The sequence below is a fragment of the bacterium genome (genome assembly GCA_028820935.1).
GTDB lineage: Bacteria > Actinomycetota > Acidimicrobiia > Spongiisociales > Spongiisociaceae > Spongiisocius.
The window spans coordinates 134325-159224 of the sequence record JAPPHZ010000031.1 but is presented as its reverse complement, the minus strand read 5'-3'; the positions used below and the strand labels follow the sequence as shown (position 1 = coordinate 159224).

Here is a 24900-nt window from a genome sequence, read left to right as displayed (position 1 = left end):
TTGTCGATGAATGCGATGTGTCGGTGGCGGGTGATAAGTTCGCCTCTGTGGAGGACCTGCACCGGACGCACGCTCTGAACCGATCTGGCAACTCACCGTGGCGTTGCTGATCCACGTCGGGTCGCATCCCGACGAGTTGGTGGGCGGGTTGTGCGAGATGCTGGCGTCACCCCCGGCGGATCCCTTCGCGCAGGAGGTGGTGGCCGTACCGACGCGCGGTATCGAGCGCTGGCTCACCCAGCGGATCGCCGCAGAATTGGCCGACCGGACGTCAGGCGACGGGGTGTGCGCCAACGTAGGGTTCCCGTCCCCGTATCGCCTCGTCCGGGAGGTGTTACGAGCGGTTCCCGAACTGGCCTCGGCGCTGGATGCCTGGGAGGGACCCGCTCTGACCCGTACCGTGGTATCGGTGGTGGACGATCACCTCGATGAGCCGTGGATGTGGCTCCTGGCCCGCTTCATCGACGCCCCGAGTGCGGTCGACACGCTCGGCAACAGCCAGCGCCTCCGGGCGGCCCGTAAGGTCGCCGGACTGTTCACCCGCTACGCCCGGCGTCGTCCCGAGATGGTCCGGGCCTGGACGGAGGGGGAGGATGCCGGACCTGATGGAGGGACCCTTCCCGAGGCGGACGTCTGGCAGGCGCGCCTGTGGCGGCTGGTCCGGGCACGGATAGGGACGCCCGGCCTGGCGGAACTGATCCCCTCAGCCCTGGAGCCGATCCGGAGCGGTGCGCTCGATGTGGATCTGCCGGAGCGGATCTTCGTGTACGGGCTCACATCGGCGGACCCGATGGATGTCGAGGTGTTCGAGGCGCTGGCCGCTACTCGCGATGTACACCTGCACCTGTTGCATCCGTCCCCCGTCCTGTGGCAGGACACGGCGGTCCTTGCGGAACGGGACGTGGTCGGTGCCGAAACGGGAAGGGCGTCCGACCCCACGGCGCACCTGCCCAGGCATCCGCTGCTGCGCTCCTGGGCGCAGGAGAGCCGTGAACTCCAGTTGGTTCTGGCGAGCCGGAGCTATACGGGCGATCCAACCGCCGGCGCACAGGGAACCGCGGCCGCCACGCTGCTCGGGCGGCTCCAGCACGACATCCGCTCCAACGCCCTTCCCGCTCCGGTCGACGCCACCGCCAACCGAGACCCGTCGGTCCAGATACACGTCTGTTATGGGGCCCGCCGGCAGGTGGAGGTTCTTCGCGATGCCATTCTCCATGTACTCGCGGGCGACGCCACGCTGGAACCCCGAGATGTCGTGATCATGACGCCCGACCTCGCCACCTTCGCTCCTCTCCTCGAAGCCGCTTTCCTCAGCGCAGTCGGCGGACCGGACTCCGGCGCCGATTTCCTTCGGGAACGGACCGGCGAGGATGCCCTGCCCGACCTGCGTCTCCGGATCGCCGACCGGGCGCCCGCCGCTACCAACCCGCTGGTCCGGTTCGCCGCGACGGTCCTCGACCTGGCCTGCTCCCGCCTCGAAGCGGGCACGGTACGCGAGCTGGTGGCGATGCCGGTCGTGCGGCGGTTGTTCGGGTTCGACGAGGAGACGGCCGACGCGATCACCACGGTGATCGAGGACACCAACGTGCGGTGGGGCCTCGATGCCGACCACCGCGCCGGGTGGAACGCCGGCGGGGTGGGGGACCACACCTGGCGGCGCGGGCTCGACCGGGCTCTTTCCGGCGTCTTCTACGCGGACAGCAGCGTCCGCGTGGTCGGCACGATCGCCCCTCTCGACGGGGCCGAAGGGCAGGAGGCATTGCCGATCGGGCTACTGGCCCAGATCATGGACCGGATCGTCACGGTCCGGGAGCTTCTCGGCGAGCCTCGGCCTTACTCCGAGTGGGGCCCGGCCATCGCCGCGGCCGTGCGCCTCCTGGCAGCACCCGCGTGGGACGACCAGTGGCAGTGGGGCCAGTTGGAGCGCCTGCTCGAGGAGAGCTTCCCGGGGGTGGAGGCCGGCGGTAACGATCCACTGCTCGATCCTGCCGAAGCCCGGTTGGTGGTGGACTACTGGTCGCAGGATGTGCCGAGCCCCCTGCACTTCAGGACCGGGGACATCACGGTCTGCACGCTGGTTCCGATGCGTTCGGTGCCCTACCGGGTGGTGTGCCTGCTCGGTATGGACGACCAGCGCTTCCCCAGGAGCAGCCGGGCCGACGGCGACGACCTGCTGGTCGACAACGAGGTCATCGGTGACTCCGACCGGGGCGCGGAGGACCGCCAGCTCCTCCTGGATGCGGTCATGGCGGCCGGCGACCACCTGATCGTTACGTACTCGGGGCGCGACCCGCTGACCAACGCCGAGTACCCGTCGGCGGTCCCCATCGCCGAGTTGGCAGACGTCTTGTCCGACATGGTGGGCGAGCCCGGCCTCGAGAGCCTCCGGACCCACCATCCTCTCCAGCCGTTCAGCGAGATCAACTTCGTCTCCGGGGGGCTCCGTGTGCCGGGACCGTGGGGGTTCGACCCCATGCAGTTCCAGGGGTCGCTGGCCGTCCAGCATCGCACCCGTGGGGAGGCGCCCTGTCTCCTGTTGCCGGCCCCCCAGGACGACGTCCTCTCGGAGATCCGGCTCGCGGACTTGGGCCGCTTTCTCGAGCATCCCGCCCGCGAGTTCATCCGCGCCCGGCTCGGCTTCGTGATCCCGCGCCAGGGAGAGATCCCCGATGACACCGTGCCCACCGAGCTCGGCCCCCTGGAGGAGTGGCAGGTCACCGACCGCTTCCTCGCCGGACTGCTGTCGGGTCACCCGATCGAGTTACTCGAAGCCCATCAGCGGGCCGGCGACACCGTGCCGCCCGGCGACCTCGGGCGGGCAGGCCTCGACCGGGCCCGCCGGCGGGCGGTCGAACTGTGGGAGGCAGCCAAGGAGGTGGGATACGACCCGGAGCGGCATGAGCAGTTCGCCGGAGCGGTGCGGGTGGGCGGCCGCACGGTCGAGGGCGTGGTAACGGCCGATCCGGGCGCCTCCCGAGTCGACATGGTCACCCCGTCGAGGCTCAAGGGTAAGCAACGCCTGAGAGCCTTCCTCCAGATGGTCTTCCTGTCCGCGCTGGACCCGCACCGCTCCTGGCAAGGGTTGCTGCTCGGTCGCCACCTGCGGGGCGACAAGCTCCGGAGCGTGAGGATCGGACCGATCCACGGTGACGTAGAGCGCCGTCGGCACCAGGCGGAGCGTTTGCTGTCGAGCCTCGTCGACCTGTACGTCGAAGGCCTCACCATCCCCATCCCGTTGCCCTGCGAAACGGCCTTCGTCTGGCAGATGAAGGTGGGCGGGAACCTCGGGAGCGCCCGCAAACAGGCCGAGAAGGCGTGGGAGACGGACCGTTTCTCGCCGGAGGCCAAGGATCCGGCCAACGAGTTCCTGTTTCCGTACCTGGGGACGATGTCCGCCCTGGAGGGGAGTTCCTTCCCGGACTACGCCCGGAGGCTGTGGGGGCCGATCCTCCCGCTGCTGGTGGAGAAGCCGGTATGACCGAAATCGGTCCTTACGACCCCTACGCGCCGATCGCCGACGGCCGCACGGTCATCGAGGCGAGCGCCGGTACCGGCAAGACGTTCACCATCGCGGCCGTGGTCACCCGCCTGGTGGCCGAGGAAGGGCTTCCGCTCGAGCGCATCCTCGTGGTCACCTTCACCAGGGCAGCCACCGCCGAGCTCAAAGACCGGATCAGGCGCCGGATCATCACCACCCTCAGTGCTCTCCGCGGTTCACATGTCGGGCCGGTCGACGACCACGTCAGCGTCCTGCTCGACGCCGACCCCGACCGGCAGGGTGAGTACTCGGAACGGCTAGGGGAGGCTCTCACCCACTTCGACCGCGCCCAGATCTTCACCATCCACGGTTTCGCGCTCCGGTTACTGGAGAAGCTCGGGTTCCGGTCACGGCTCTCCGGTGACATGGAGCCCCGTGAGATAGACGAACTGCTGTTGCGCCGGGCCGCCAGTGATCTGGTGGTGGGCCGTTTCGCCGTTCCCCGGCCGGATGACAGATTCGAGCAGGTCACCCAGGAGCACCTGGCCCAGATCGGCAAGGTCGTCGTCACTGTCCCGGATGCCCGGATCACGCCTGCGCCGGCCTCCGCCGACGGACTGGCGAGAGTCCGGGCGGAGATGGCCCGGGAGATGAGGACGGTGCTGTCTCGGCGGCTCTGGGCGGAAGGCATGGTCACCTTCGATGACACCCTCGTGGAGGCCCGCGACGCGCTGAACCAGGAGCGGGTCGGCGCCGGTGCCCGCGATCTGTTGAGAAGGCGCTTCTCCATCGCCCTGGTCGACGAGGCCCAGGATACGGACCCCATCCAGTGGCAGATCCTCAGGGCGGTGTTCGACCAGTCCCGCCTGGTCGTGATCGGGGATCCGAAGCAGTCGATCTACGCCTTCCGGGGCGCCGACATCGAGTCGTACCTCTCGGCCGTCGAGGACCCCGCCGGCCACCGCACCCTGGCCACCAACTGGCGCAGCGACGGCCCGCTGATCGACGCGCTCGACGCGCTTCTGGCAGGAGCCACCTTCGGCGACGACCGCATCGGCTACCGGCGGGTGCGGGCATCCGAACGGAACCGGACTGCCCGGATCCGGGGCGTCGGTGGAGCCTTGGAGATCCGCCGTTTCTCGGACGATTTCCCGCTGCCGCGCCAGCAATTCAGACCGTTCTTCTACGTGAGGGAGACTCGGGAGGCGGTTGCCTCGGATGTGGCAGCTGAGGTGGTCCGGCTCCTCGAAAACGAGGTCTATCTGGAGGGGAACGACGGTGAGGAACGACGGGTGGCCCCGGGCGACATAGCGGTGCTGTGCCGCACCGGTATGCAGGTCGGGATGATCCGGGAGGCCCTCGCGGCCGCGAGCGTCCCGTCGGTGGTGGCCCGGACCGGGAGCGTGTTCGCCACCCAGGCGGCCGAGCACTGGCGCCGGTTCCTCCTTGCGATCGAACGGCCCAGCCGGGCGGACTACCTGCGCCTGGCGGCCACCACCCCGCTCGTCGGTATGGACCTTCCCGAGGTAGCGGGTCTGGAAGGGGACACGATCCTCGACCTGCAGCAACACGTCCTGCGCTGGCAGGGCCTGCTCCACGACCGCGGGGTGCCGGCGATGTTCGCCGACATCGACCGGACCACGGGCCTCACGGCCCGGGTGCTCTCCCGACTCGAGGGCGAGAGGGAACTGACCGACCTCAACCACATCGCCGAGGAGATGCATTCCGCCTGGCGGAGGGGCCGGATCGGGTCGCTGGTGGTGTGGATCGAAGCCGCCATGGACGAGGCGGCCCGCAACGCCGAGGCGAACGTGGAGGATGCCGAGTCCCGCCAGCGCCGCCTGGACACCGATGCGGCGGCGGTGCAGGTTCTGACGGTGCATGCCGCCAAGGGTCTGGAATACCCCGTGGTGATGGCGCCATACCTATGGGACATCCCCCGACCCCCGGTCAGGATCCCGATCTTCCACGATCCCGAGCCTGCTCCGGAGGGGGAACCCCGTAGACGTGTCATCGTCGTCGGCGGTTCCACCTCACCCGGCTTCAAGTCGCACCAGGAGATCGCGATGTCCGAGGAGGCGGCCGAGGAGGGCCGGTTGCTGTACGTGGCGCTCACCAGGGCCAAGCACCGCCTCGTGGTGTGGTGGATCGAGAACACCATGTACTCGGACCGGACCAAGCTCCACCGGATCCTGAGCCGCGGGGGTGACCCTGATCGTGAGATCGAGCGGCTTGTCGAGGCCTCCGGGGGGACCATCGGCCATACCGTCCTGGGCAGGCCCCAGCCGACGGTGCCGTACTCGGGGGAGCACCGGACTTCCGACCGGCTCGAGCGGGCCCGCCTCGATCGTTCCCTCGACTACTTCTGGCGGCGGGTCTCTTTCACGTCCTTATCGCCGGATCGTCCCCTGGGCGGGGAGGCGGACACCATGGACGAACCCGACCGGGTGGATGAACCGGCAGAGGCGGGCGAGCCGGGCGGAGCGGGAGGCGGGCTGCTGATGGAGGATCTCCCTCGGGGGGCACGGTTCGGGTCGCTGGTGCACCGGATCTTCCAGAACGTGCCCTTCAATGCCCCCGACACCTCCGCGGCGATCGGCGCCGAGCTGGCCCATCTCACCCGCCACGCTTCCTGGGACTTCGACACGGATGCCTTCGTCGGAGGGATGACGGCGGCGATCCGAACACCCCTCGGACCCGGAGAGGACGCCCCGTCCTTGCGCGATCTCGACCCGGGGCGGACCCTCAAGGAGGTGGACTTCGAGCTACCGCTCCGTACTACGGCATCGACCATCACCCTCCGCGACATAGCAGCGGTCATGCTGGAACGTCTCGACGTCGACGATCCCCACCGCGGCTACTTCTCGCGGCTGCACGAGTTGGAACCCCATCGGTTCCGCGGTTTCCTGACCGGGGGAATCGACCTCGTCACCGCCCTTCCCGGCGGCTCGGGCAACCGCTACGTGGTTATGGACTTCAAGTCCAACACGCTCCCGGCCGCCGGCGAGCTACCCGCCGCGACCGACTACGGGCCCGGCCCGCTGGTTGCCTCCATGCACCACGGCAACTACGTGCTCCAGGCGTTGCTGTACCAAATCGCGCTCCACCGGTACCTCGAGTGGCGCCTACCCGGCTACCGGCCGTCCGTCCACCTCGGCGGTTCCACGTACCTGTTCGTCAGGGGCATGATCGGTCCCGACACTCCGGTCGTGGACGGGGAGCGGTGCGGGGTGGCGCGCTGGCTGCCGCCGCCGCACGCTGTGGTGGCCTTGAGCCACCTCTTCGCAGGGCGTAGATGATGGTCGCCATCGGACGGCTCGAAGCGGCCATCGCCGGACCTCAGGCTGTGGCCGGCACGTCCGGATTGCTGGCAGCCTTCAACGAAGGGGGTGCGCTCTCGCCGCTGGAAGTCCACGCAGCAATGGTGATCAGCCGCTTGTGGGACGAGTCCGACCAGGCGGTGATGCTGGCGGCCGCACTGGCCGTTCGGGGTACCCGCTTCGGGCACGTATGCATCCGGCTCGATACGCAGCGGGAGGCGATGGTGATCGAGGGCCGGCCTCCGGAGGTGGTGGAGGCACTTCCCTGGCCGGATCCGGAGGACTGGGTCGCGGCGGTGTCGCGGAGCGCGATGGTCGGCGACGGCAGCGGAGAGGAGCCTCTCGTGCTGGACGGCGATCGCCTCTACCTCGAGCGCTACTTCCGGCACGAGGAGCGGGTAGTCGACCTGATCGGAACCCGCACGGCCGTGCCCCGGACCACCCTCTCTCCGGAGTCCCGGACGGTCCTGGACGGGTTGCTCCCGCCCGTCTCCGACGACAAGCCGAACCTTCAGCATGCCGCCGCCGTCAACGCTCTAACCGGGAGGCTGACCGTGGTCGCCGGCGGTCCCGGCACCGGCAAGACGTACACGGTGGCCAGGATGCTGGCCGCTCTGGCCCGGACCTCCACGGACTTCCCGCGGGTGGCGCTGTGTGCTCCCACCGGGAAGGCGGCCGCCCGGCTGGGGGAGGTCATCGACGAGCTCGCGGCCGACGCGGAGCACCCGATCGTCCGGGAGAGGCTGGAGACGCTCCAGACGGGCACCATCCACCGGCTCCTCGGGTGGGCGTGGGGCCGAGCCCGGTTCGCCCACCACGAGCGCAACCGGCTTCCCCACGACATCGTGGTCGTCGACGAGATGTCGATGGTCTCGCTGCCGCTGGCCGCCAAGCTCATGGCCGCGGTGCGGGCGGACGCCACACTCGTGCTGGTCGGGGATCCGTACCAGTTGGAGTCGATCGAGGCCGGAACGGTCCTCGCCGACATAGTGGGTCCCGCCGCCCGGTCCCCCGATCCGGCCCAGCGGAGTCCCGTTCCGGGCGGACCCGAGATCGCCGGCTGCGTGGTGGTTCTGGAGCGGGTGCACCGCTTCGAGGAGCAAGGCCCGATCGCCGACTTCGCCTACGCGGTCCGGGACGCTGATCCGGACCGGGCGATGGAGTTGCTCAACCGGGGAGTCGACGGCCTTGACTGGGTGAGGGACCGGACCGAGGCCGGCTTCCGGAGGCTCCGAGACCGGGTGACCGAGCACCGGGCCCGGCTGGTGGAGGCGGCATCCCTGCCGGGCGGCGAGGAGGAGGCGCTGGCCCGCCTGGGCGGGATGGCGGTGCTGTGCGCCAATCGCGAAGGTCCGGGCAGCGTCGAGCAGTGGAGGCGCGACATCGAGGGCGCACTCGACGAGAGGTTCCCTGGCCTCCGGTACCGAGGAGAGTGGTACCCGGGGCGGCCGCTGATGATCACCAAGAACGACTACAACCTGGGCCTTTACAACGGGGACATCGGCGTGGTGGTCCAGGCCGGCGAGGGCAAGCGCGTCATGTTCGACCGGGGAGGCGTCCGCTCCTTCCCGCCCGGCTACCTGGGGGAGCACACGACCGTCCATGCCCTGACCATCCACAAGAGCCAGGGCTCCCAGTTCGATGAGGTGGTGGTCTCGCTCCCGATGGAGTCTTCGCGGTTGCTGACTCGCGAGCTGCTCTACACCGCCGTGACCCGGGCGTCCAAGAGAGTGACAGTCGTCGGTCCCGAATCCGCCATCCGCCTGAGCATCGAACGCTCGGTCCAGCGCGCCTCGGGCCTAAGGTCAAGGCTATGGGGATGAAAGTGCCGACTCAGGAGGATTCCGACGACGTGACGGCCCGCCTTGACGCCGTGTACTCGGACGAGCCCTCGGAGATTGACGACGAGTTGCTTGAGGCGCAGCGGAGAGCGTTGAACGACCGCTGGTGATCCTCTGGGGGCTCCGGTTATTCCCCGTTTGGCCTCTCGAGGCTGAACCCGCGTTCAACCCCGTCGGATGACCGATGTCATAGTGGAACGTTGAGGATGATCGTGACGGTTATCCCGAAGGCGGCGATGATCACAGCCGTGGCCCTCCACACCAGGGCCGTGGTCTCTTTGTGAATGGTCAGTAGGGCTTGTGCGATGTCGGTCCGTACTTCTGCCTGCCGCGCCTCGTCCTTGGCGTCGACGAGCGGCTCGGTGACCCGTGCGGTGTCCACAGCAGTCATTCTCATCTGCCCTTTCTCATAAATAACATATTACTGGCATCCTCAGCATAACAAGACAGTGAGTCAAGTCTCCTTCATGTAGCGTGTCCCTTTTTTCGCGACCTCGCCTCGCCACCGGACTGTTCGATCCGCGGCGACCCGGCCGGTCCGACGGACCTCGCCGATAGCATGGGACGATGGCAAATACCCCGGGGCGGCCGGTAGCGATCGGGGTCGATCCGGAGGCGAGTGCGCGGCGGCGGCTCCACGATCTCGACGCTCTGCGGGGGTTCGCCATGCTGCTGGGCATCGGCCTGCACGCATCGCTGGCGTTCTTCCCGGCGGCCTGGTGGGTTCAGGACCGGACGTCCGGCTTCGACGGGCTGTTCGACGAGTTCCTGTGGGCCGTCCACGGCTTCCGCATGCCGGTGTTCTTCCTGATGAGCGGCTTTTTCACCGCCCTGCTGTGGCGGCGCCGCGGCCTCGGCGCCCTGCTGAACCATCGGCTGCGCCGGGTGGCGCTCCCGCTCCTGATCGGCATGTTCACGATCGTCCCGCTGACCAGTCTCGTTGGTGACTGGGCGGCCAAGTCCGCGCCGGCAGCCCCGGTCGCGGACGATGACATCTGGGGGAAGGTGTTCACAGGTGACGTTGCAGGCGTGGAGCAGTTGCTTGAGAGGGGCTTCGATCCTGACCTCCGTGGCGAGCCGGGCGGATGGACCCTTCTCCATGCGGCCGCCCTGACCGGTGACGTGGAGATGCTGGAACTGCTGCTCTCGCGCGGAGCCGCGCCGGCGCCTGTCGCCACCGCCTCAGAGGGCGAGACGCCCCTCGGGGTGGCCTTCCACTTCGGCCACGAGGCGGCGGCGGACCTGCTGGTGGCCTACCGAGGTGGGGATCCGCTGCCCGAGGGCATGGAGTGGTCGGAGGTGCCGGGTTGGGGAGCGGGCGCCGTCGAGGCGGAGGGCGAAGATGGCTCAACTGTCCGGCTCGATCTGTCCACGATCCAGCGCTTCTTCCACCTCTGGTTCCTATGGTTCCTGCTCTGGCTGGTGGCCGGTTTTGCCATAGTTGCTTGGGCGGTGGACCGCCGGGATCCCAATGGCTCCGGGCAGGCGATCTGGCCGCGGTGGGTCATGTGGTCGATGATTCCCCTTACGGTCGTGCCGCAGCTGTCCATGGGCGGGGGCGGCGCGTATCCGGTCTTCGGGCCTGACACCTCGGATGGTCTCGTTCCGCTACCCCATGTATTGGCCTACTACGCCACCTTCTTCGCATTCGGCGCACTGATGTACCGGCGCAGCGGACGCGGTGGCAAGCTGCTGGTCGACACGATCGGGAAACCGTGGTGGCTCTTCCTGCCGGCCTCGTTCCTGATCGTGCTCCCGGCCGGACTGGTCTTCACCTTCGATGAGGCGGTCTTCTCCTGGCCGGTGGCTTCCGTACTGCAAGTGGCCTACGCCTGGGGTATGTGCTTCGGGCTGATGGGACTGTTCCGGGTGCTGCTGTCGAGAGAACGTCGCGGGGTCCGCTACCTCTCCGACTCCTCGTACTGGCTGTATCTATCCCACCTACCGGTCGTGGTGGTCGCGCAAGCGATCGTGAGGGACTGGGACCTTCCGGCGGAGGTCAAGTTCTTGATGATCTCGGTGGCCGTGACGGTCCTGCTCCTCCTGACCTACCGGTTCTTCATCCGCTACACCCCGATCGGGACGATGCTGAACGGCAGGAAGGCTCGCCCATCCGCACCCATCAAGCCGGCGACGGTCCCGCAGCGGGATCGGCTGTCACTTCCGGTCCGCGTCGCGCGCCTCGAGGATCACCGAACTCGGGATTCCACGTGACCGGACAGGCATGACATCCCGGTAGGCCTCGGAGTTGGCCGGCACGACACCGTCCAGGAGCGGTACGTCCGACGGTCCGACGGAGAGCAGGGCCGTTATGAGTCCCTTCCGTACCCGCGGGTGGAGCTGTGATCCCAAGCTGAAGGGAGGCGCCGGCCAGTGGACGGTGCGGTCGATCACGCGAAGTTCCGCCACCGCCTCGGGTCGCTCGGCCAGTGCATGCTCCCAGACGGTTACGTCAACGGAGGCGACGTCGCAGGTCCGGTCGGCCAGAGTTCCTAGCGAGGCCCGGTGCGAACCGGTCACGACTTGGTCGGCGAACCACCTACCAGGGAAGGATCGCTCGACATGGGCCATGAGCCCGAGAAAGCCGGACCAGGACTCGAGTTCGTTCACGGCCAGCCTGGTCTCCAGCGCGGCGCCCAAAGACGGCGGACCGGCCTCGTGGGTGACGATCACCGCGTGGTAGAACGGCCCCCCATGGCCGGCGAACACGGGCGCGGCCACGATCGCATGCGACATCCGGCCGGTCGAGATAAGCGATACGGTCGGGTAACCGCACATCCAGACCAGGTCGAGCGTGGGCGCGTGGCGGAGCGCCTCAACGGTGGTCTTCCCCGCCTCGTCATCGACTACCACCTCAACGCCTGTCACCTCCGACAGGTACCCGACCAGGTCGCCCATGATGGGTATCGTGTTGTCGCCCAGATAGGTTGCGGCTCTCAGAGGCGCTTCTGGCGTGCTCAACGTTTACCGTCCTCCTGACGTATCCCGCGAGCCGCCGCTATGTCATGGGTCGGCCTGCTGCTTCCGGACGGATGCCGAGCTTATACCCAAGGGCTGTTCGAGTTCCGGTTGCCGAAGGTGCCGCCGGTGCGGTACCGGTCCAGGGTGAACGGCTTCAACTCCTCGGGCTTCTCCCCGTACACGAGCATCTGAGCGGTGAGCTTGCCCACACCGATCATCTTGAAACCGTGGTTGGAATCGGCGATCACCCAGGCGTTGTCCGTGAGGTGGTCGAATACCGGCACGTTGTCGGGTGTGAACGCACCGATCCCACCGTTCCTGCGGTCCTTGAAGTAGGGCCGCAGGTTCTCGAGGCGCTTGAACAGCATCCCCAGGGCGGAGCAGTAGTAGTCGGCGAACCAGGACTCCGCCTGGTAGAGGTCATTGAGATGGCCGTAGGGCTCGACCTCCGCTCGCGGGCCGATCTTGATGGGGATCGTGCCGCCCTGGAGGCCGGGAGCGCCCACCCGCTCGGCCGCGTAGCGCGTGTACACGTAGGTGTGGTCCTTGATCATCGTCCCGTCCTCGCCATATATCGGCGTGTCCAAGAGCTCCACGTGGAGAACCGGAGAGTCCCGATGCTGGGCGGTGCGGAAGTCCACGCCTTCGGGAAGAAGGACCTCGCCCTCGAGGAGGCGCCAGTAGGTCCACATGTCCATCTGTTTCTCGGTGTGGCCGTCGGGATACAGCACGTCGAGGTGTGACGGTCCGCCCAGCCACTCCCACTGCTGGGGTGTCCACGCTCCGGCGCCCACCACGACCTGCTCGCACGATATCGGTCCCTGGTCGGTCTCGACCGCGATGACCGATCCCGATGCGTCCATCTCGTATCCGGTGACCGTGGTTCCGTACACGCGCTGCACGCCCCACTGCCGGCACTTCTGGTCCAGGCCCCAGACGGCGATATGGGTACCGGCGTAGCCGGACCGGCGCTCGTGGAGCACCACGTCGCAGTTCTCGGTCTTGAAGTCGGGCCACAGCCCGGTCAGGAACGCATGGGCGTCCGATCCGAAGTAGAGGTCCGACGGGTACCCGCTCGCGGCCTGGGATGCGTGGAGTTCGATGTAGTCCTCCTCCTGGTTCGCCTCCCCGACCGACACGTAGCCGACCTGCTGGAAGCCGAAGTTCACGGGATCGGACTCCCACACCTCCACGCTGGCGCGCAGGATGGGGTGGAGCTCGTTGGTCATGTAGAGGTTGCGGACGCATCCGCAGGCCAGACCGGTGGCCCCGGCGCCGGGACCCTGCTTGTCGATCAGCACGACATCGCTGCCCTTGCCCTTCCCCGATCGTTCGAGGTACATGGCGAGGTGGTAGGCGCTTGACAGACCGTGGACGCCGGCGCCGACCACCACGAACCGGGCACTCCGAGGCAGGGGCATGGAGTCGAAGACCGGTATCGCGGCCGGATTGGTCAGGCAACCGTCGATCTCGGGAGGCAGCGGGCGGTTGGCGAACGGGTACCACTGGTTGTGTCCGGTGGGGTTCGGGAGGTTCATGGGCTTGCCTTTCTACTTCGGGTTTCGTGTTCGGTGGATGGTTGGACGTAGTCGGCGCCGAGGGTTCGCCATATCAGCGGAACGCCCGGCCGGTAGGCGAGATGGTGGCGGCTCGGTGCGTCGAGAATGGTGAGGTGGGCAGGGCCACCCGGCGCCAGCCGGCCCACGTCCTTGCGCCGGAGAGCGGCCCCCCCACCGGTCGTGGCGGCGGCGATCGCCTCGTCGATGGTCATGTTCATGTCGCGCACCGCCAGCGCGATGCAGAACGAGATGGAAGTGGTGTAGCTCGACCCGGGGTTGCAATTCGATGCGATGGCCACGGTGACTCCGGCGTCGATGGCCCGCCGGGCGTCGGGGTACGGTTGGCGGGTGGAGAAGTCCGCCGCCGGGAGGAAGGTGGCCACGGTGTCGCTGGCGGCGAGGGCCTCGATGTCGTCGTCGGAGAGGTAGGTGCAATGGTCCACCGACGCGCAGTCCATCTCCACGCCGAGGCGGACTCCCGGACCGTAATCCAGCTGGTTGGCGTGGAGGCGTAGACCGAGACCGGCGGCGCGGCCCGCCTCGAGGACCGCCCTCGATTGGTCGGCGTCGAACGCCCCGCGCTCGCAGAAGGCGTCGATCCAACGGACGTGGGGTCGGACGGCCTCGAGCATCGGCCCGCACACCAGACCGACGTACTCATCGGTCCGGCCCAGATACTCGGTAGGCACCACGTGGGCGCCCATGAAGGTGCTCTCCGGGGTGACCTCGGCGGCGAGCGAAGTGGTCGCAACCTCGGATTCGACCGACAACCCGTACCCGGACTTGATCTCCACGGTGGTGGTGCCTGCCCGTTGGACCTCCTCGAGCCGCCGGGCCAGGCCCGCGCGCAGGGCTTCCCGACCCGCCGCCCGGGTGGCCTCGGTCGTCACCCGGATCCCGCCGCCGTCGTAGTGCTCACCGGCCATCCGCCGCGTGAACTCCTCCGCCCGGTCGCCTTGGAAGACCAGGTGGGTGTGGGAGTCCACGAACCCGGGTATCACGCACCTGCCTCCGGCATCCAGGCGCTCGTCCGCCACCGCGCCGGCAGGACCCACCGAGACCACGGTGTCCCCGTCGATCACCACCGAGGCTTTCTCCACGATCCCGAGCGGTCCCGCCCCGAGCCCGGGGGCGTTGGTGACCAACTCGCCGATGTTGTCGATCACCAGCGTCACGCCGCCACCACCTTGGCGATGGCCGAGTCGAGCTCGCCCGCCACGTCGACCGAGACGTGGGCGCCGCCGACCACCACCGGCCGGCCACCGACGACGAGGTTGTGAACCTCAGCGCTGGAGGCGGCGAAGATCACCGCGTCGAGAACGTGGGGAGTGTCGACTCCGGCGAGGCGGACCGAGTCCAGCCCGATGCTGGTGAAGTCCGCCAGGTAGCCCGGCTTGATGGCGCCTCCGTCCTTCCAGCCGAGCGACCGGTACCCGTTGACGGTGGCGACGGCGGCGAGCGTCTCGGTGGCGTGGACTCCCCGCCGGTTCGTCAGGATCCTTGCGCCGAGTTCCACTGCCCGGGCCTCCTCGAGGATGTCGATGACCGCGTGCGAGTCCGATCCCGCGCAGAGGGTCGCCCCTGCCCGGACCAGGTCATGGCTGGGCCCGATCCCGTCTGCCAGGTCGCGCTCGGTGGTGGGGCAGATGCAGCAGTGGGCCCCGGCGGCGCCGATCAGGCCGATGTCGGCACTGGAGAGGTGTGTGGCGTGGACAAGGGTGGTGTCCGGACCCAGCGCACCTGCGCCGGACAGCACGGTCGTCGGGGTTCGGCCGTGGACCTCGCGGCAGGCTTCGTTCTCGGCCGGCTGCTCCGAGACGTGAACGTGAAGGGGCAGAGCCCTGTCCTTGGCCCAGCGAGCCACCATCCCGATCGACGGCGGGTCGACGGCGCGGACCGAGTGGACCGCCGCCCCGACCCTGGTGCCCGGTCCGGGAACAGTCGCCCGCAGTCTCTCGACCCGACGTGTCCAGGCGTGGACCGACCTGTCGCTGAACCGGGCCTGTTCGGGACGCAGTGGGGCGTACCCGGATCCCGACCAGGGGGCGAACCCCCCGTGCAGGTACAGCGTGTCGAGCAGGGTCAGGCGGACTCCGGCGTCGCGCGCCGCGGCCACCAGGCTCGCCCCGAAGGCGTTCGGGTCGTCATAAGGGTCCCCTCCGGGCCGGTGGTGGACGTAGTGGAACTCGCCCACCACGCCTATTCCCGCCAGCGCCATCTCGGCGAAAGTCGCCCGGGCGAGCCGGTAGTAGTTCTGCGGATCGAGGTTGGCGGCCACGCCGTACATCAGGTCGCGCCACGTCCAGAACGTTCCTTCACCGCCATGGGTCCGGCCCCGCAATGCCCGGTGGAAGGCATGGCTGTGGGCGTTGGCCAGTGCGGGGAGGGTCAGGCCGGGCAGTTCGACGGCGTCCTGGGGAGGCGAGGCGTGGCCGGGTGAGACCCCGACGATGCGGTCACCGTCCACTTCGATCAGGACTCCGGGGGTGGCCGTCGGGCCGCCCAGCCAAGCCAACTCGCACCAGTAGCGGTTGCTCACGAGCCCACCTCGGCCACGAAGCGGGTGATGCGCTCGACGAAAGGGTCACGGTGATGCCGGTCGAACTCCTCCCAGGTGCTGAGCGTCGTGGGGTCGATCCGGTCGACCACCAGGACACCGTCGAGGTGATCGCACTCGTGCTGCCAGGTCCCGGCGGTGAGGCCGCGCAGGACCCGTTCATGATCGATCCCGTGGCGGTCGGTATAGCGGACGCAGAGGTTGACGCGGCGTTCGAGCTCACCTCGCAGCGGGACCGAAAGGCATCCCTCGTTGATGACCACCGTCCTGTCGTCGAGAGCGTCGTATTCGGGGTTGATCGCCACCGTGAGGGGTACGGGCGGCTTGTAGGGATAGCGCGGGTTGTCGTCGACCTCCATCACCATGATCCGGACGCGCTCGCCTATCTGGGTAGCGGCGATCCCCGAGCCGTTGGCGTGCCGCATGGTGTCGATGAGATCGTCGATGAGGTCCTGGGTCTCCGGGAGCGGGATGTCGCGGCGGGACACTTCTCCGGCCCGCACCCGCAGGGCCGGGTCGCCTATGGAAAGGATCCGCCGGACTGTCATGGCCGGCCAGGCCCGGGATCCGCGGCCGTGATCCCGCCGGGGAGTGTCCGGACGGCGTGCCACATCGGGTCCGAGTCGTAGTCCCAGTACTTACTGAGCTCCACCGTCAGGCTGCCGTCGCCGATCGGGCCTCCGCGCAGCCGCCCGTTGTGGATGCGGACGCTGTGGTACACGACGGGAGACAGCATCTCGGCCGCCTCTATGTGAACCGCGCTGTGACGCCAGGCCTCGCGGTCCCCCACCTCCTGGTGGACCACCAGGTTCGCCCACTGTTTTGGTGTCCTCTCCATGGAGCTATAGCTGAGGATCCCCGGGTACTGCCGGAACTCGGAGATCACGTCGATGTCGAACTCGTCGATAGCCTGAGCCTCCGCGGTCGACCGCCGGTTCCCGAGAAAGCCCACGATCAACACGTCCGTGCCACCCAACAGGGTCGCCGGGTCGCACATGACGATCCTGCGGCGCAGCTCATCCTCTTGCCAGGTCCTGACCTCGTACGGACGGAGCGCCAGTTCGCCCACCCGGGCGCGGCGGAGCAGGACACGCAGGTCCCGGCGGAGATGGTTCAGCACGGCCAGGTCGGCCTCGTAGTGAAGAAGGTCCGCGCATGCATGGCCGGCGGGGTTCTCGTCGGTCCTAAGGCGGTCCGGGCTGTAACGGACAGGCTTCACGCAACTCCCTTCAATAATCGGTCGCCACGCCGCCCTCGCGGGCTCGGCGGGCGACGAAATCATCGAGTTCCTCGCGGACCGCGGGGTCCATCGAAGGCGGCTCGTAGGCGTCCAGCAACTCCCTGGCCAGGGTCTCGGTCCGTTGGGCGGGATCGGGCCGTCCGGCCTCGTCCCAGGCCTCGAAGTTGCTCCAGTCGGAGAGGAGGGGGTTGTGGAACGCGTCGCGGTAGCGGGCCCGGGTATGAGCGGTACCGAAGAAGTGGCCGCCCGGTCCGACATCGGCGATGGCCTCGAGGGCCAGCGCACCGTCATCGGTCGTCGGCGGCTCGAGCGTGGCGCAGATCATCTGCAGCAGGTCGGCGTCGAGCACCATCTTCTCGTAGGAAGCCCGCAGGCCGCCCTCGAGCCACCCGGCCGCGTGCATCACCAGGTTGGCGCCGCCCATCACCGCTCCCCACAGCGAGAACATGCTCTCGTAGGCGGCCTGGATGTCGACAGCGTTGGAGGCGTTGGCGTTGGACGACCGGTACGGAAGGCCGTAGCGGCGCGCCAGCTGACCCCCTACCAGCGCGGCCTGTACGTATTCGGGGGTCCCGAAGGCGGGAGCGCCCGACTGCATGTCCACGTTGGAGGTGAACCCACCGTAGACGACCGGCGCACCCCGCCGGACGGCTTGGGTGAGGGCGATGCCGGCCAGGGCCTCCGCGTTCTGCTGGACCAGGGCTCCGGCGATCGTCACCGGCGCCATCGCGCCCGCCAGCGTGAAAGGAGTGACCACAACCGGCTGGTTCCGGGCCGACATCTCGAGGATCCCCTCGATCATCGGGGTGTCGAGCCGTAGCGGCGAAGAGGTGTTGACCACCGTGAACAGCGAAGGCTGGGCCTCGAGGTCGTCCTCGGTTATCCCCCGGGCGATCCGGGCCATCTCGATCGTGTCGAGGGTCCGCTGCCGTCCGAGACTGTAGGTGTGGAAGGCTTTGTCGCTGAGCGTGAGCAGATCATGGGTGGCGTGGAGGTGGCGGACCGAGGGATGGAGATCGGTGGGTTCCACCGGGTACCCGCCGTGCAGGTGTACTACGTTCAGGTGCTGGCTCAGCCGCACGAGTTGCCTGAAGTCGTCCCGGTTTCCGGTGCGCCGGTCCCGGCCGAGACCGGACACGTTGGGCGGGCTGGCCACGGCGGTGAACGCCAAGTGGTTCCCGCCGAGGTGGACATGGCGCCCCGGGTTGCGGGCGTGGAGGGTGAACCCGGACGGGGCGTGGCCGACCAACTCGGTGACCATCTCGGGATCGACACGCACCCGCGCCGAGTCGGGATCGACATCCGCTCCCTCCCGGCCTAGAAGCGTCCGGGCCTCGAGGTGCAGCATGTCCATCCCCACGTCGCGCAGTACTTTCAGGGACGCCTCGTGGATGGCTTCGACGCGGTCGTCCGGAATGGCCCGGACCGGCTGCCAGTGGAGCCTCGGCTGCCGGAACGGAAGCTGGGGGTTAGCCGGACCGCGGTCAGCGATGCGGGCGCGGCGCCCGCCGCGGCCACGTCTTGCTGCCATTACGCGTCACCCGTCTCCGCCATCGGGATGCGTACCCCCCGATCGGCGGCAACTCGGGTGGCCAGTCCGTAACCGGCGTCCGCGTGCCTGATGACGCCGGTGGCCGGATCGTTGAGCAGCACGCGTTCCAGCTTTCGTGCCCCCAGATCGGTGCCGTCGGCCAGGCACACCTGGCCGGCATGGATAGAGCGGCCGATTCCCACCCCTCCTCCATGATGGATGCTGACCCAGGATGCCCCGGACGCTGTGTTGACCAGCGCGTTGAGGAGAGGCCAGTCGGCGATGGCGTCGCTGCCGTCCGCCATGTCCTCGGTCTCGCGGTACGGCGAGGCGACCGATCCGGAGTCGAGGTGATCCCGCCCGATCACGATGGGCGCCTTCAGTTCTCCCGACCGCACCATGTCGTTGAACCGCAGTCCCAGCCGGTGGCGCTCGCCGTAGCCCAGCCAGCAGATCCGGGCGGGAAGCCCCTGGAAGGCGACCCTTTCCCCGGCCAGCGTGATCCAGCGCCGCAGGCCCTCGTCGTCGGGGAACTCCTCGAGTACGGCCCGGTCGGTGGCCGCGATGTCGGCCGGGTCGCCGGATAGGGCCACCCAGCGGAACGGTCCCTTGCCCTCGCAGAACAGGGGGCGGATGTAGGCGGGCAGGAATCCCGGATAGGCGAACGCCCGGTCGTACCCGCCCAGCTCCGCTTCCGCCCGTAGGCTGTTGCCGTAGTCGAATACCTCCGCGCCGGCGTCGAGGAATCCGACCATGGCCTCGACATGACTCGCCATCGCGGCTCGAGACCGGGTGGTGTACTCGTCCGGTTTGGCCTCCCGGAGGTCGTCGGCCTCCTCCAATGACAGGCCGTCGGGGATGTAGGCCAGCGGATCGTGGGCCGGCGTCTGATCGGTCACGATGTCGGCGGCGACTCCGTCCTCCAGGAGGCCGGGCAGGAGTTCCGCCGCGTTGCCGACCAGCCCCACCGAGAGCGGCCGGCGGGCCGCCACCGCCTCCGCGCAGCGGCGGAGGGCGTCGGTGTAGCCGTCGGCGACCACGTCCAGGTAACGGGTCTCGACACGGCGCCGTGCCCGGTCGGGGTCTACCTCTATGCAAAGGGCTACCCCGCCGTTCATGGTGATCGCCAGGGGTTGGGCGCCGCCCATTCCCCCCAGACCGGACGTAATGGTGAGGGTGCCGGCCAGGGTGCCCCCGAACCGCTTCCGGGCGATGGCCGCGAAACACTCGTAGGTGCCCTGCAGGATGCCCTGGGTCCCGATGTATATCCAGGAGCCGGCCGTCATCTGCCCGAACATCGTCAACCCGAGGTGTTCCAAGCGGCGGAACTCGTCCCAGTGTGCCCAGTCGGGAACGAGGTTGGAGTTGGCGATCAGCACCCGGGGCGCCCATTCATGGGTGCGGAGGACTCCGACCGGTTTGCCCGACTGGACGAGCATCGTCTCGTCGTGGGCGAGGGTGGTGAGCGTGCGGATCATGGCGCGGTAGGCGTCCCATGACCGGGCGGCCCGTCCGGTACCCCCGTACACCACCAGGTCGTCCGGACGTTCCGCCACCCCGGGGTCGAGGTTGTTCTGCAGCATGCGGAAGGCTGCTTCCTGCGGCCAGCCGCGACAGGTCAGACCGGTTCCGGTAGGAGCGCGGACACCTCCCACCGGCGGGCCCGAAGCGGGGTTCCTCTTTGCCGTCATCGCAGACCTCGCCGATCCGCAGGGATAAGTTCTCGCAGGGCGAACTGCTCCTTGAATAATACCTGATCCGGCCCTATCCTGTCAATGAACAGAAAGCGATTTCAGATAATGAAACTCGGGCAAGCAGCAGGGTCTCAGGATCGGGTGGCCGCGACCCCCGCTCGGTCCTCGCGCGGATCCGGATCGACGCTTCATGCGTCACGCTCGGCGGAGAGAGTCCTGAGCCTGCTCGATACGGTCGTGACCGGAGGGGCGGTCGGTTTGACCGAAGCGGCCGAGGCGACCGGCATACCGGTGAGCACGGCCCTGCGCCACCTGCGGGTCCTGACCGCCCGCGGCTACCTGGTCCGGGACGACCTCGGCAGGTACTCGGTGGGGCCGAGCTTCGTACGGGTCGCGCTGGCCGCCTTCCAGTCGGGCCCCTACGCCCGGCTCACGGCGGCGGCCCAACCGGCCCTGCAGCGTCTGGCCGAGGTAACCGAGGAGTCCGCGTACCTGGCGGTCAGGGATGGAAGCGAGGCCGTTTACATAGCCACGGTGGAGAGTCGCAGAGCGATCCGCCACGTCGGATGGGTGGGTAGGTCGGTGCCCATGGAAGGAACGGCGCTAGGGGAGGCGCTGGCGACCGAGGTGACGAATCCCGGCCGGCCCCCCGTCCCGTTCTTCAACATGGGGGCCATCGAACCCGATGTGACCGCGGTGGTGGCGCCCATCCACGGATCGGTGGGGGTCGTGGGCGCCTTCTCGGTCCTGGGACCGGCAGAGCGGTTGGTGGGGGAGCGCCTGGACCTGACCGCCGAGGCCGTGGTGAATGCGGCCCGAGTGACCTCCCTGGCGCTCTTCCCGCGATTGGCGGTGCCGGGATGACCGTGCCGCTCGAGGGTACCGGTGTAACGGTCCCGGATGTGGTCGGGGTTGCCCGCCGAGGCGAGAGAGTCCGGCTCACGGACGGCGCCCTGGAGCGCATGAGGGCCGCGCGCTCCGTAGTGGAGCACCTCGCCGAAGGTGACCCGGTCTACGGGATCACCACCGGCTTCGGCGCCCTTGCGACCACCACGATCCCGGCGGCACGGAGGGCCGACCTGCAGCGCTCGCTGATCCGTTCCCATGCCGCGGGCATGGGGCCGCCCGTGGAGGCCGAAGTGGTCCGGGCCATGATGTTCCTGCGGGCGCGGACCCTGGCGCTCGGGTATTCGGGCGCTAGGCCGGTGGTCGCCGAGGGGTTGGTACGCCTGCTGAACGCCGGGATCGTGCCCATGGTGCCCGAGCACGGCTCGCTGGGGGCCAGCGGGGACCTGGCTCCGCTGGCTCACGTCGGTCTGGGTCTCATCGGTGAGGGCGAGGTGGTGACCGAACAAGGGGTTGAGGGTGCCGCCGAGGTTCTCGCCCGACATGGGATCGAGCCGTTGGTGCTGGCGGAGAAGGAGGGCCTTGCGCTGACCAACGGAACCGACGGGATCCTGGGGACGCTGTGCCTGGCGGTCCATGATGCCTCGTACATGCTGACCGTCGCCGACATCGTGGCGGCGCTCAGCGTCGAGGGTCTCCTGGCGACCGACCGCGCGTACGCGGCCGACCTCCAGGCGTTGAGGCCGCATCCGGGCCAGGCTGCCAGCGCCGCCAATCTCCGGGCCGTCCTGGCCGGGTCACCGATCGTGGCCAGCCACCGCCACGACGACCTGCGGGTCCAGGACGCCTACTCGATCCGGTGCACGCCCCAGGTCCACGGCGCGGCCCGAGACACTCTGGCCTTCGTGAAGGAGGTGACCGACCGCGAGCTTGCCTCGGCCATCGACAACCCGATGGTCCTTCCCGACGGCCGCGTCGAGTCCTGCGGCAACTTCCACGGAGCGCCGGTCGCTCTAGCAGCCGACTACCTGGCCGTCGCCCTGGCCGAGGTGGGCGCGATCGCCGAGAGACGGCTCGACCGGCTGCTCGATCACAACCGTTCCCACGGACTCCCGCCGTTCCTCGCCGACGATCCCGGTGTCGACAGCGGCCTCATGATCGGCCAGTACACCGTGGCCGCCATGTGCGCCGAGAACCGCCGCCTCGCCGCCCCCGCCTCGGTCGACTCCTATCCCACCTCCGCCATGCAGGAGGACCACGTGTCGATGGGATGGTCCGCGGCCCGCAAGCTCCGCGTGGTCATTGCGAACCTGCGCCGGATCCTCGCCGTCGAGTGGGTCACGGCGGCGCGTTCCGTCGACCTGCGAGCGCCGCTCGAACCGGGGGTCGGCACCGCGGCCGCAGTCCGGCTCCTGAGAAGCCGCGTGTCGGGAGCGGGCCCCGATCGCATACTGTCGCCTGAGCTCCGGGAAGCCGAGGAGCTTCTGTCGGAGGAGGCCCTCGTGGAGGCAGTAGAGGCTGCGACGGGCCCGCTCGGCTAGGGAGTAAGACCCTCCAGCTTGGAGACCAGTCCGTCGACCTGGGCGAGGTAGTCCTCGACGTTCTCGCGGGGCAGCCAGCCTTCGTAGAAATTGGTGTGCAAAGTGCCTGCTAGGCCAAAGGCGGTCCGTATGTCCGGGTCTCCGGTCTCGTCCACGAGGCGGTTGACCGCGCGCCAGAGCTCGTGATGGCCGTTGTGGGGCCAACCTCTGGCCTCAGCGATGCTCTTGACCATCTGGGCAGCAGCACCCCAGCCCTTCTCCGAGGCCTGCAACAGGTCGTCGTCGGCCAGATGGGTTCGGGCCTTGGTGAGGAATTCCCGTCCTGTCGTGTTGTAGTACCGTGTCTTAGTGGTCATGGGGACACCATATCGTGATTGTGAGGTCAATGGAAGAGGTATGTCGCACCCCGGCGGGTTGGCTCCAAGCATGCGGGATTAGTCTCTCGCCGGTGAAGCTGCGCCGAGCGGGGACATGAGTCCTTGTGGGAGTCCGGTGGATCATGGGTAACAGCCTCTTGGAGTGACGGTACTGAAATGAAAGAAGAAATCCGCACCGATGCCGCGTCAGCGCCCTTGGGTCCGTACTCGCAGGGCATGCGGGTCGGCAGTCTTGTATTCACAGCAGGGATGGGACCGATCCACCCGGATACAGGCCAGATCGTCGGCGACACGATCGAGGAGCAGACGGAGCTGACCATCGACAACCTGAGCGCGGTTTTGGAGGAGGCGGGCACCAGCCTCGACCATGCCGTCAAGGCGACGGTGCATCTACAGGACCTTGGTGACTTCGCAGCGTTCAACCGGGTGTACGAGCGGCGCTTCGGTGATCCCAAGCCGGTCCGCACCACCGTGGGCAGCAACCTCCACGGCATCATGGTCGAGATCGACCTCGTAGCCGTCATCCCGTAGGGTCCGCGAAACTGATCTATGTAGGTTGAACACCCTAGCAATTGCCATCCCATTATCCTGAAAAGTGTAGGATAGATACTCCGATTAGTGTAGGATCGATTGTGGGCTCCTCGTTAGAGGGTGACGAATGCTGAGAGATCCAGGCTCCGCGACTCCCGAGCGGATGTATCTGGATCGGATCGTGGACGCCGAGGTTCCGGTGGCGCTGGGCTCCGCGGGAGCAGTGCTGATCGAAGGCCCCAAGGGATGTGGCAAGACGTGGACCGGTCAGCGCTTCGCCCACAGCGAGATCCTGCTGGAGGAACGTCCCGATCTCTGGGACATCGCCTCCCAGGTTCCGGAGCTGTTGCTCGATGGCGTAACGCCACGCCTGCTCGACGAGTGGCAGCGTGTCCCCGAGTTGTGGCACCTGATGCGCGTCGAATGTGATCGTCGCGGTCGGCCCGGCCAGTTCATTTTGACCGGGTCCGCAGTTCCGGCTGACGAACTTACGCGCCACTCGGGCGCCGGTCGGGTGAGTCGCGTCCGCATGCGCCCGATGTCACTAACAGAGAGCGGGACAGCCGAACCGGTCGTGTCCCTAGGTGGGTTGCTGGAGAGTCAGGCATTTGCCGCAGCGGAATCACCCGTCAACATCCCAACCCTCGTCGAGGCGGCATGTAGGGGTGGCTGGCCTCGGCTGATCGGCGCGCCGATCACGGAAGCCCGTCGTTTCACTCGTGATTACCTGAGCGACATATGCCGAGTCGATATCTCGGCAGTGGACGGCATCAGCCGCAGTCCCACAGGAGTCATGCGCCTGCTGCGGTCACTCGCACGCAACGTGGCGACCACTGCGGGGTGCCGGAAGCTGGCTTCAGAGACGGGCGGGGACGTTCGGGTGGGCCGTACCACGGTCAAGATCTATCTGGATGCGCTGAGCCGCTTGTTCGTCGTTGACGACCTACCAGCCTGGAATACGCATCTCAGGTCACGGACGAGCCTGATCCGCTCGCCGAAACGCCACTTCGTCGATCCGTCCCTGGCGCCGGCGGCGCTCGGAGTCGGCCCGGAACAGTACTTGAGTGACCTGGCCGCCTTCGGTTTCCTCTTCGAGTCCATGGTCGTCCGCGATCTGCGTATTTACGCCCAGGCCAACGATGCCAACGTCTACCACTACCGGGACACCTACGGATTGGAGGCCGACGCGATCATCGAAACCGGGGACGGCCGGTGGATCGCCGCAGAGGCAAAGCTCGGAGGTACTTCGACAATCGAGAAGGCCGCGGAGGCGCTGCTGAAGCTGAGAGACCGTGTGTCGAAGGAACGGGCGGCGACGCTCGCCGGGTTGGTGGTCATCACGGGCGGCCGCTACTGCTTCAAACGTCCTGACGGTGTGGCGGTTGTACCTTTGGCGTGTCTGGGACCATGACCATCACAGGTTC

The 24900-nt window shown here is 68.1% G+C and carries 19 protein-coding genes; 9 read left to right on the top strand and 10 right to left on the bottom strand.

Features of this window, described 5'->3' with window-relative positions:
• The first annotated feature begins 97 nt into the window (after nucleotides 1–97).
• Genes recC through OXM57_09080 form a run of 4 tightly spaced genes read left to right on the top strand, consistent with a single transcriptional unit; the run spans nucleotide 98 to nucleotide 8749 of the window.
• Nucleotides 98–3478 carry an exodeoxyribonuclease V subunit gamma gene (gene recC, locus OXM57_09095; protein ID MDE0352837.1) on the top strand — a complete coding sequence of 1127 codons (3381 nt, stop codon included), beginning with the start codon at nucleotides 98–100 and terminating at the stop codon, nucleotides 3476–3478.
• Nucleotides 3475–6777, top strand: coding sequence for a UvrD-helicase domain-containing protein (locus OXM57_09090; GenBank protein MDE0352836.1), 3303 nt, complete (start codon nucleotides 3475–3477; stop codon nucleotides 6775–6777). Before recC ends, OXM57_09090 begins: the two co-directional genes overlap by 4 nt.
• The gene (gene recD / locus OXM57_09085) at nucleotides 6774–8621 is read left to right on the top strand and encodes an exodeoxyribonuclease V subunit alpha (GenBank protein ID MDE0352835.1); all 1848 of its coding nucleotides are present in this window, start codon (nucleotides 6774–6776) and stop codon (nucleotides 8619–8621) included. The genes OXM57_09090 and recD overlap by 4 nt, the downstream gene beginning before the upstream one ends.
• Entirely contained in the window at nucleotides 8618–8749 is a 132-nt protein-coding gene (locus OXM57_09080; protein ID MDE0352834.1) for a hypothetical protein, read from the top strand. Before recD ends, OXM57_09080 begins: the two co-directional genes overlap by 4 nt.
• A gap of 77 nt (nucleotides 8750–8826) precedes the next feature.
• Here OXM57_09080 and OXM57_09075 read toward each other — a convergent pair whose 3' ends face one another.
• Nucleotides 8827–9036: a hypothetical protein gene (locus OXM57_09075; GenBank protein ID MDE0352833.1), complete on the bottom strand. Its 210-nt coding sequence runs from the start codon at nucleotides 9034–9036 to the stop codon at nucleotides 8827–8829.
• A 170-nt stretch (nucleotides 9037–9206) separates the two neighbouring features.
• On the opposite strand from OXM57_09075, the gene OXM57_09070 reads away from it, so the two are divergent.
• Nucleotides 9207–10853: an acyltransferase family protein gene (locus OXM57_09070; GenBank protein MDE0352832.1), complete on the top strand. Its 1647-nt coding sequence runs from the start codon at nucleotides 9207–9209 to the stop codon at nucleotides 10851–10853.
• On the opposite strand, the gene OXM57_09065 is transcribed toward OXM57_09070, so the two are convergent.
• From OXM57_09065 to hutU, 8 genes are all read right to left on the bottom strand, one after another.
• Nucleotides 10797–11600, bottom strand: a complete 804-nt coding sequence (locus tag OXM57_09065) for a PhnD/SsuA/transferrin family substrate-binding protein (protein ID MDE0352831.1) — start codon at nucleotides 11598–11600, stop codon at nucleotides 10797–10799. The two genes, OXM57_09070 and OXM57_09065, sit on opposite strands and share 57 nt — an antisense overlap.
• Before the next feature lie 80 nt (nucleotides 11601–11680).
• Complete coding sequence (locus OXM57_09060) at nucleotides 11681–13138, bottom strand: FAD-binding oxidoreductase (protein ID MDE0352830.1); 1458 nt, start codon at nucleotides 13136–13138, stop codon at nucleotides 11681–11683.
• A complete protein-coding gene (hutI, locus tag OXM57_09055) occupies nucleotides 13135–14334 on the bottom strand; it encodes an imidazolonepropionase (protein MDE0352829.1) in 1200 nt (399 codons plus the stop codon). The genes OXM57_09060 and hutI overlap by 4 nt, the downstream gene beginning before the upstream one ends.
• On the bottom strand, nucleotides 14331–15698 hold the full coding sequence (locus tag OXM57_09050; protein MDE0352828.1) for a formimidoylglutamate deiminase: 1368 nt from the start codon (nucleotides 15696–15698) through the stop codon (nucleotides 14331–14333). Before OXM57_09050 ends, hutI begins: the two co-directional genes overlap by 4 nt.
• Nucleotides 15695–16264, bottom strand: coding sequence for a peptide deformylase (locus tag OXM57_09045; protein ID MDE0352827.1), 570 nt, complete (start codon nucleotides 16262–16264; stop codon nucleotides 15695–15697). Before OXM57_09045 ends, OXM57_09050 begins: the two co-directional genes overlap by 4 nt.
• Complete coding sequence (locus OXM57_09040) at nucleotides 16261–16935, bottom strand: hypothetical protein (GenBank protein ID MDE0352826.1); 675 nt, start codon at nucleotides 16933–16935, stop codon at nucleotides 16261–16263. Before OXM57_09040 ends, OXM57_09045 begins: the two co-directional genes overlap by 4 nt.
• Nucleotides 16936–16945: 10 nt before the next feature.
• Entirely contained in the window at nucleotides 16946–18487 is a 1542-nt protein-coding gene (locus OXM57_09035; protein ID MDE0352825.1) for a trimethylamine methyltransferase family protein, read from the bottom strand.
• On the bottom strand, nucleotides 18487–20178 hold the full coding sequence (gene hutU / locus OXM57_09030; protein ID MDE0352824.1) for a urocanate hydratase: 1692 nt from the start codon (nucleotides 20176–20178) through the stop codon (nucleotides 18487–18489). Before hutU ends, OXM57_09035 begins: the two co-directional genes overlap by 1 nt.
• A gap of 108 nt (nucleotides 20179–20286) precedes the next feature.
• Here hutU and OXM57_09025 point away from each other — a divergent pair, with 108 nt between their 5' ends.
• Both OXM57_09025 and hutH read left to right on the top strand, forming a co-directional pair.
• Nucleotides 20287–21045: a helix-turn-helix domain-containing protein gene (locus OXM57_09025; protein ID MDE0352823.1), complete on the top strand. Its 759-nt coding sequence runs from the start codon at nucleotides 20287–20289 to the stop codon at nucleotides 21043–21045.
• Nucleotides 21042–22568 (top strand): histidine ammonia-lyase, encoded by a 1527-nt coding sequence (gene hutH, locus OXM57_09020; protein MDE0352822.1) that lies wholly within the window; start codon nucleotides 21042–21044, stop codon nucleotides 22566–22568. The genes OXM57_09025 and hutH overlap by 4 nt, the downstream gene beginning before the upstream one ends.
• Here hutH and OXM57_09015 read toward each other — a convergent pair.
• On the bottom strand, nucleotides 22565–22924 hold the full coding sequence (locus tag OXM57_09015) for a PaREP1 family protein (GenBank protein MDE0352821.1): 360 nt from the start codon (nucleotides 22922–22924) through the stop codon (nucleotides 22565–22567). The genes hutH and OXM57_09015 overlap by 4 nt on opposite strands.
• A gap of 177 nt (nucleotides 22925–23101) precedes the next feature.
• On the opposite strand from OXM57_09015, the gene OXM57_09010 reads away from it, so the two are divergent.
• Both OXM57_09010 and OXM57_09005 read left to right on the top strand, forming a co-directional pair.
• A complete protein-coding gene (locus tag OXM57_09010; protein MDE0352820.1) occupies nucleotides 23102–23476 on the top strand; it encodes a Rid family detoxifying hydrolase in 375 nt (124 codons plus the stop codon).
• A gap of 127 nt (nucleotides 23477–23603) precedes the next feature.
• Complete coding sequence (locus tag OXM57_09005) at nucleotides 23604–24887, top strand: DUF4143 domain-containing protein (GenBank protein MDE0352819.1); 1284 nt, start codon at nucleotides 23604–23606, stop codon at nucleotides 24885–24887.
• Nucleotides 24888–24900: the final 13 nt, after the last annotated feature.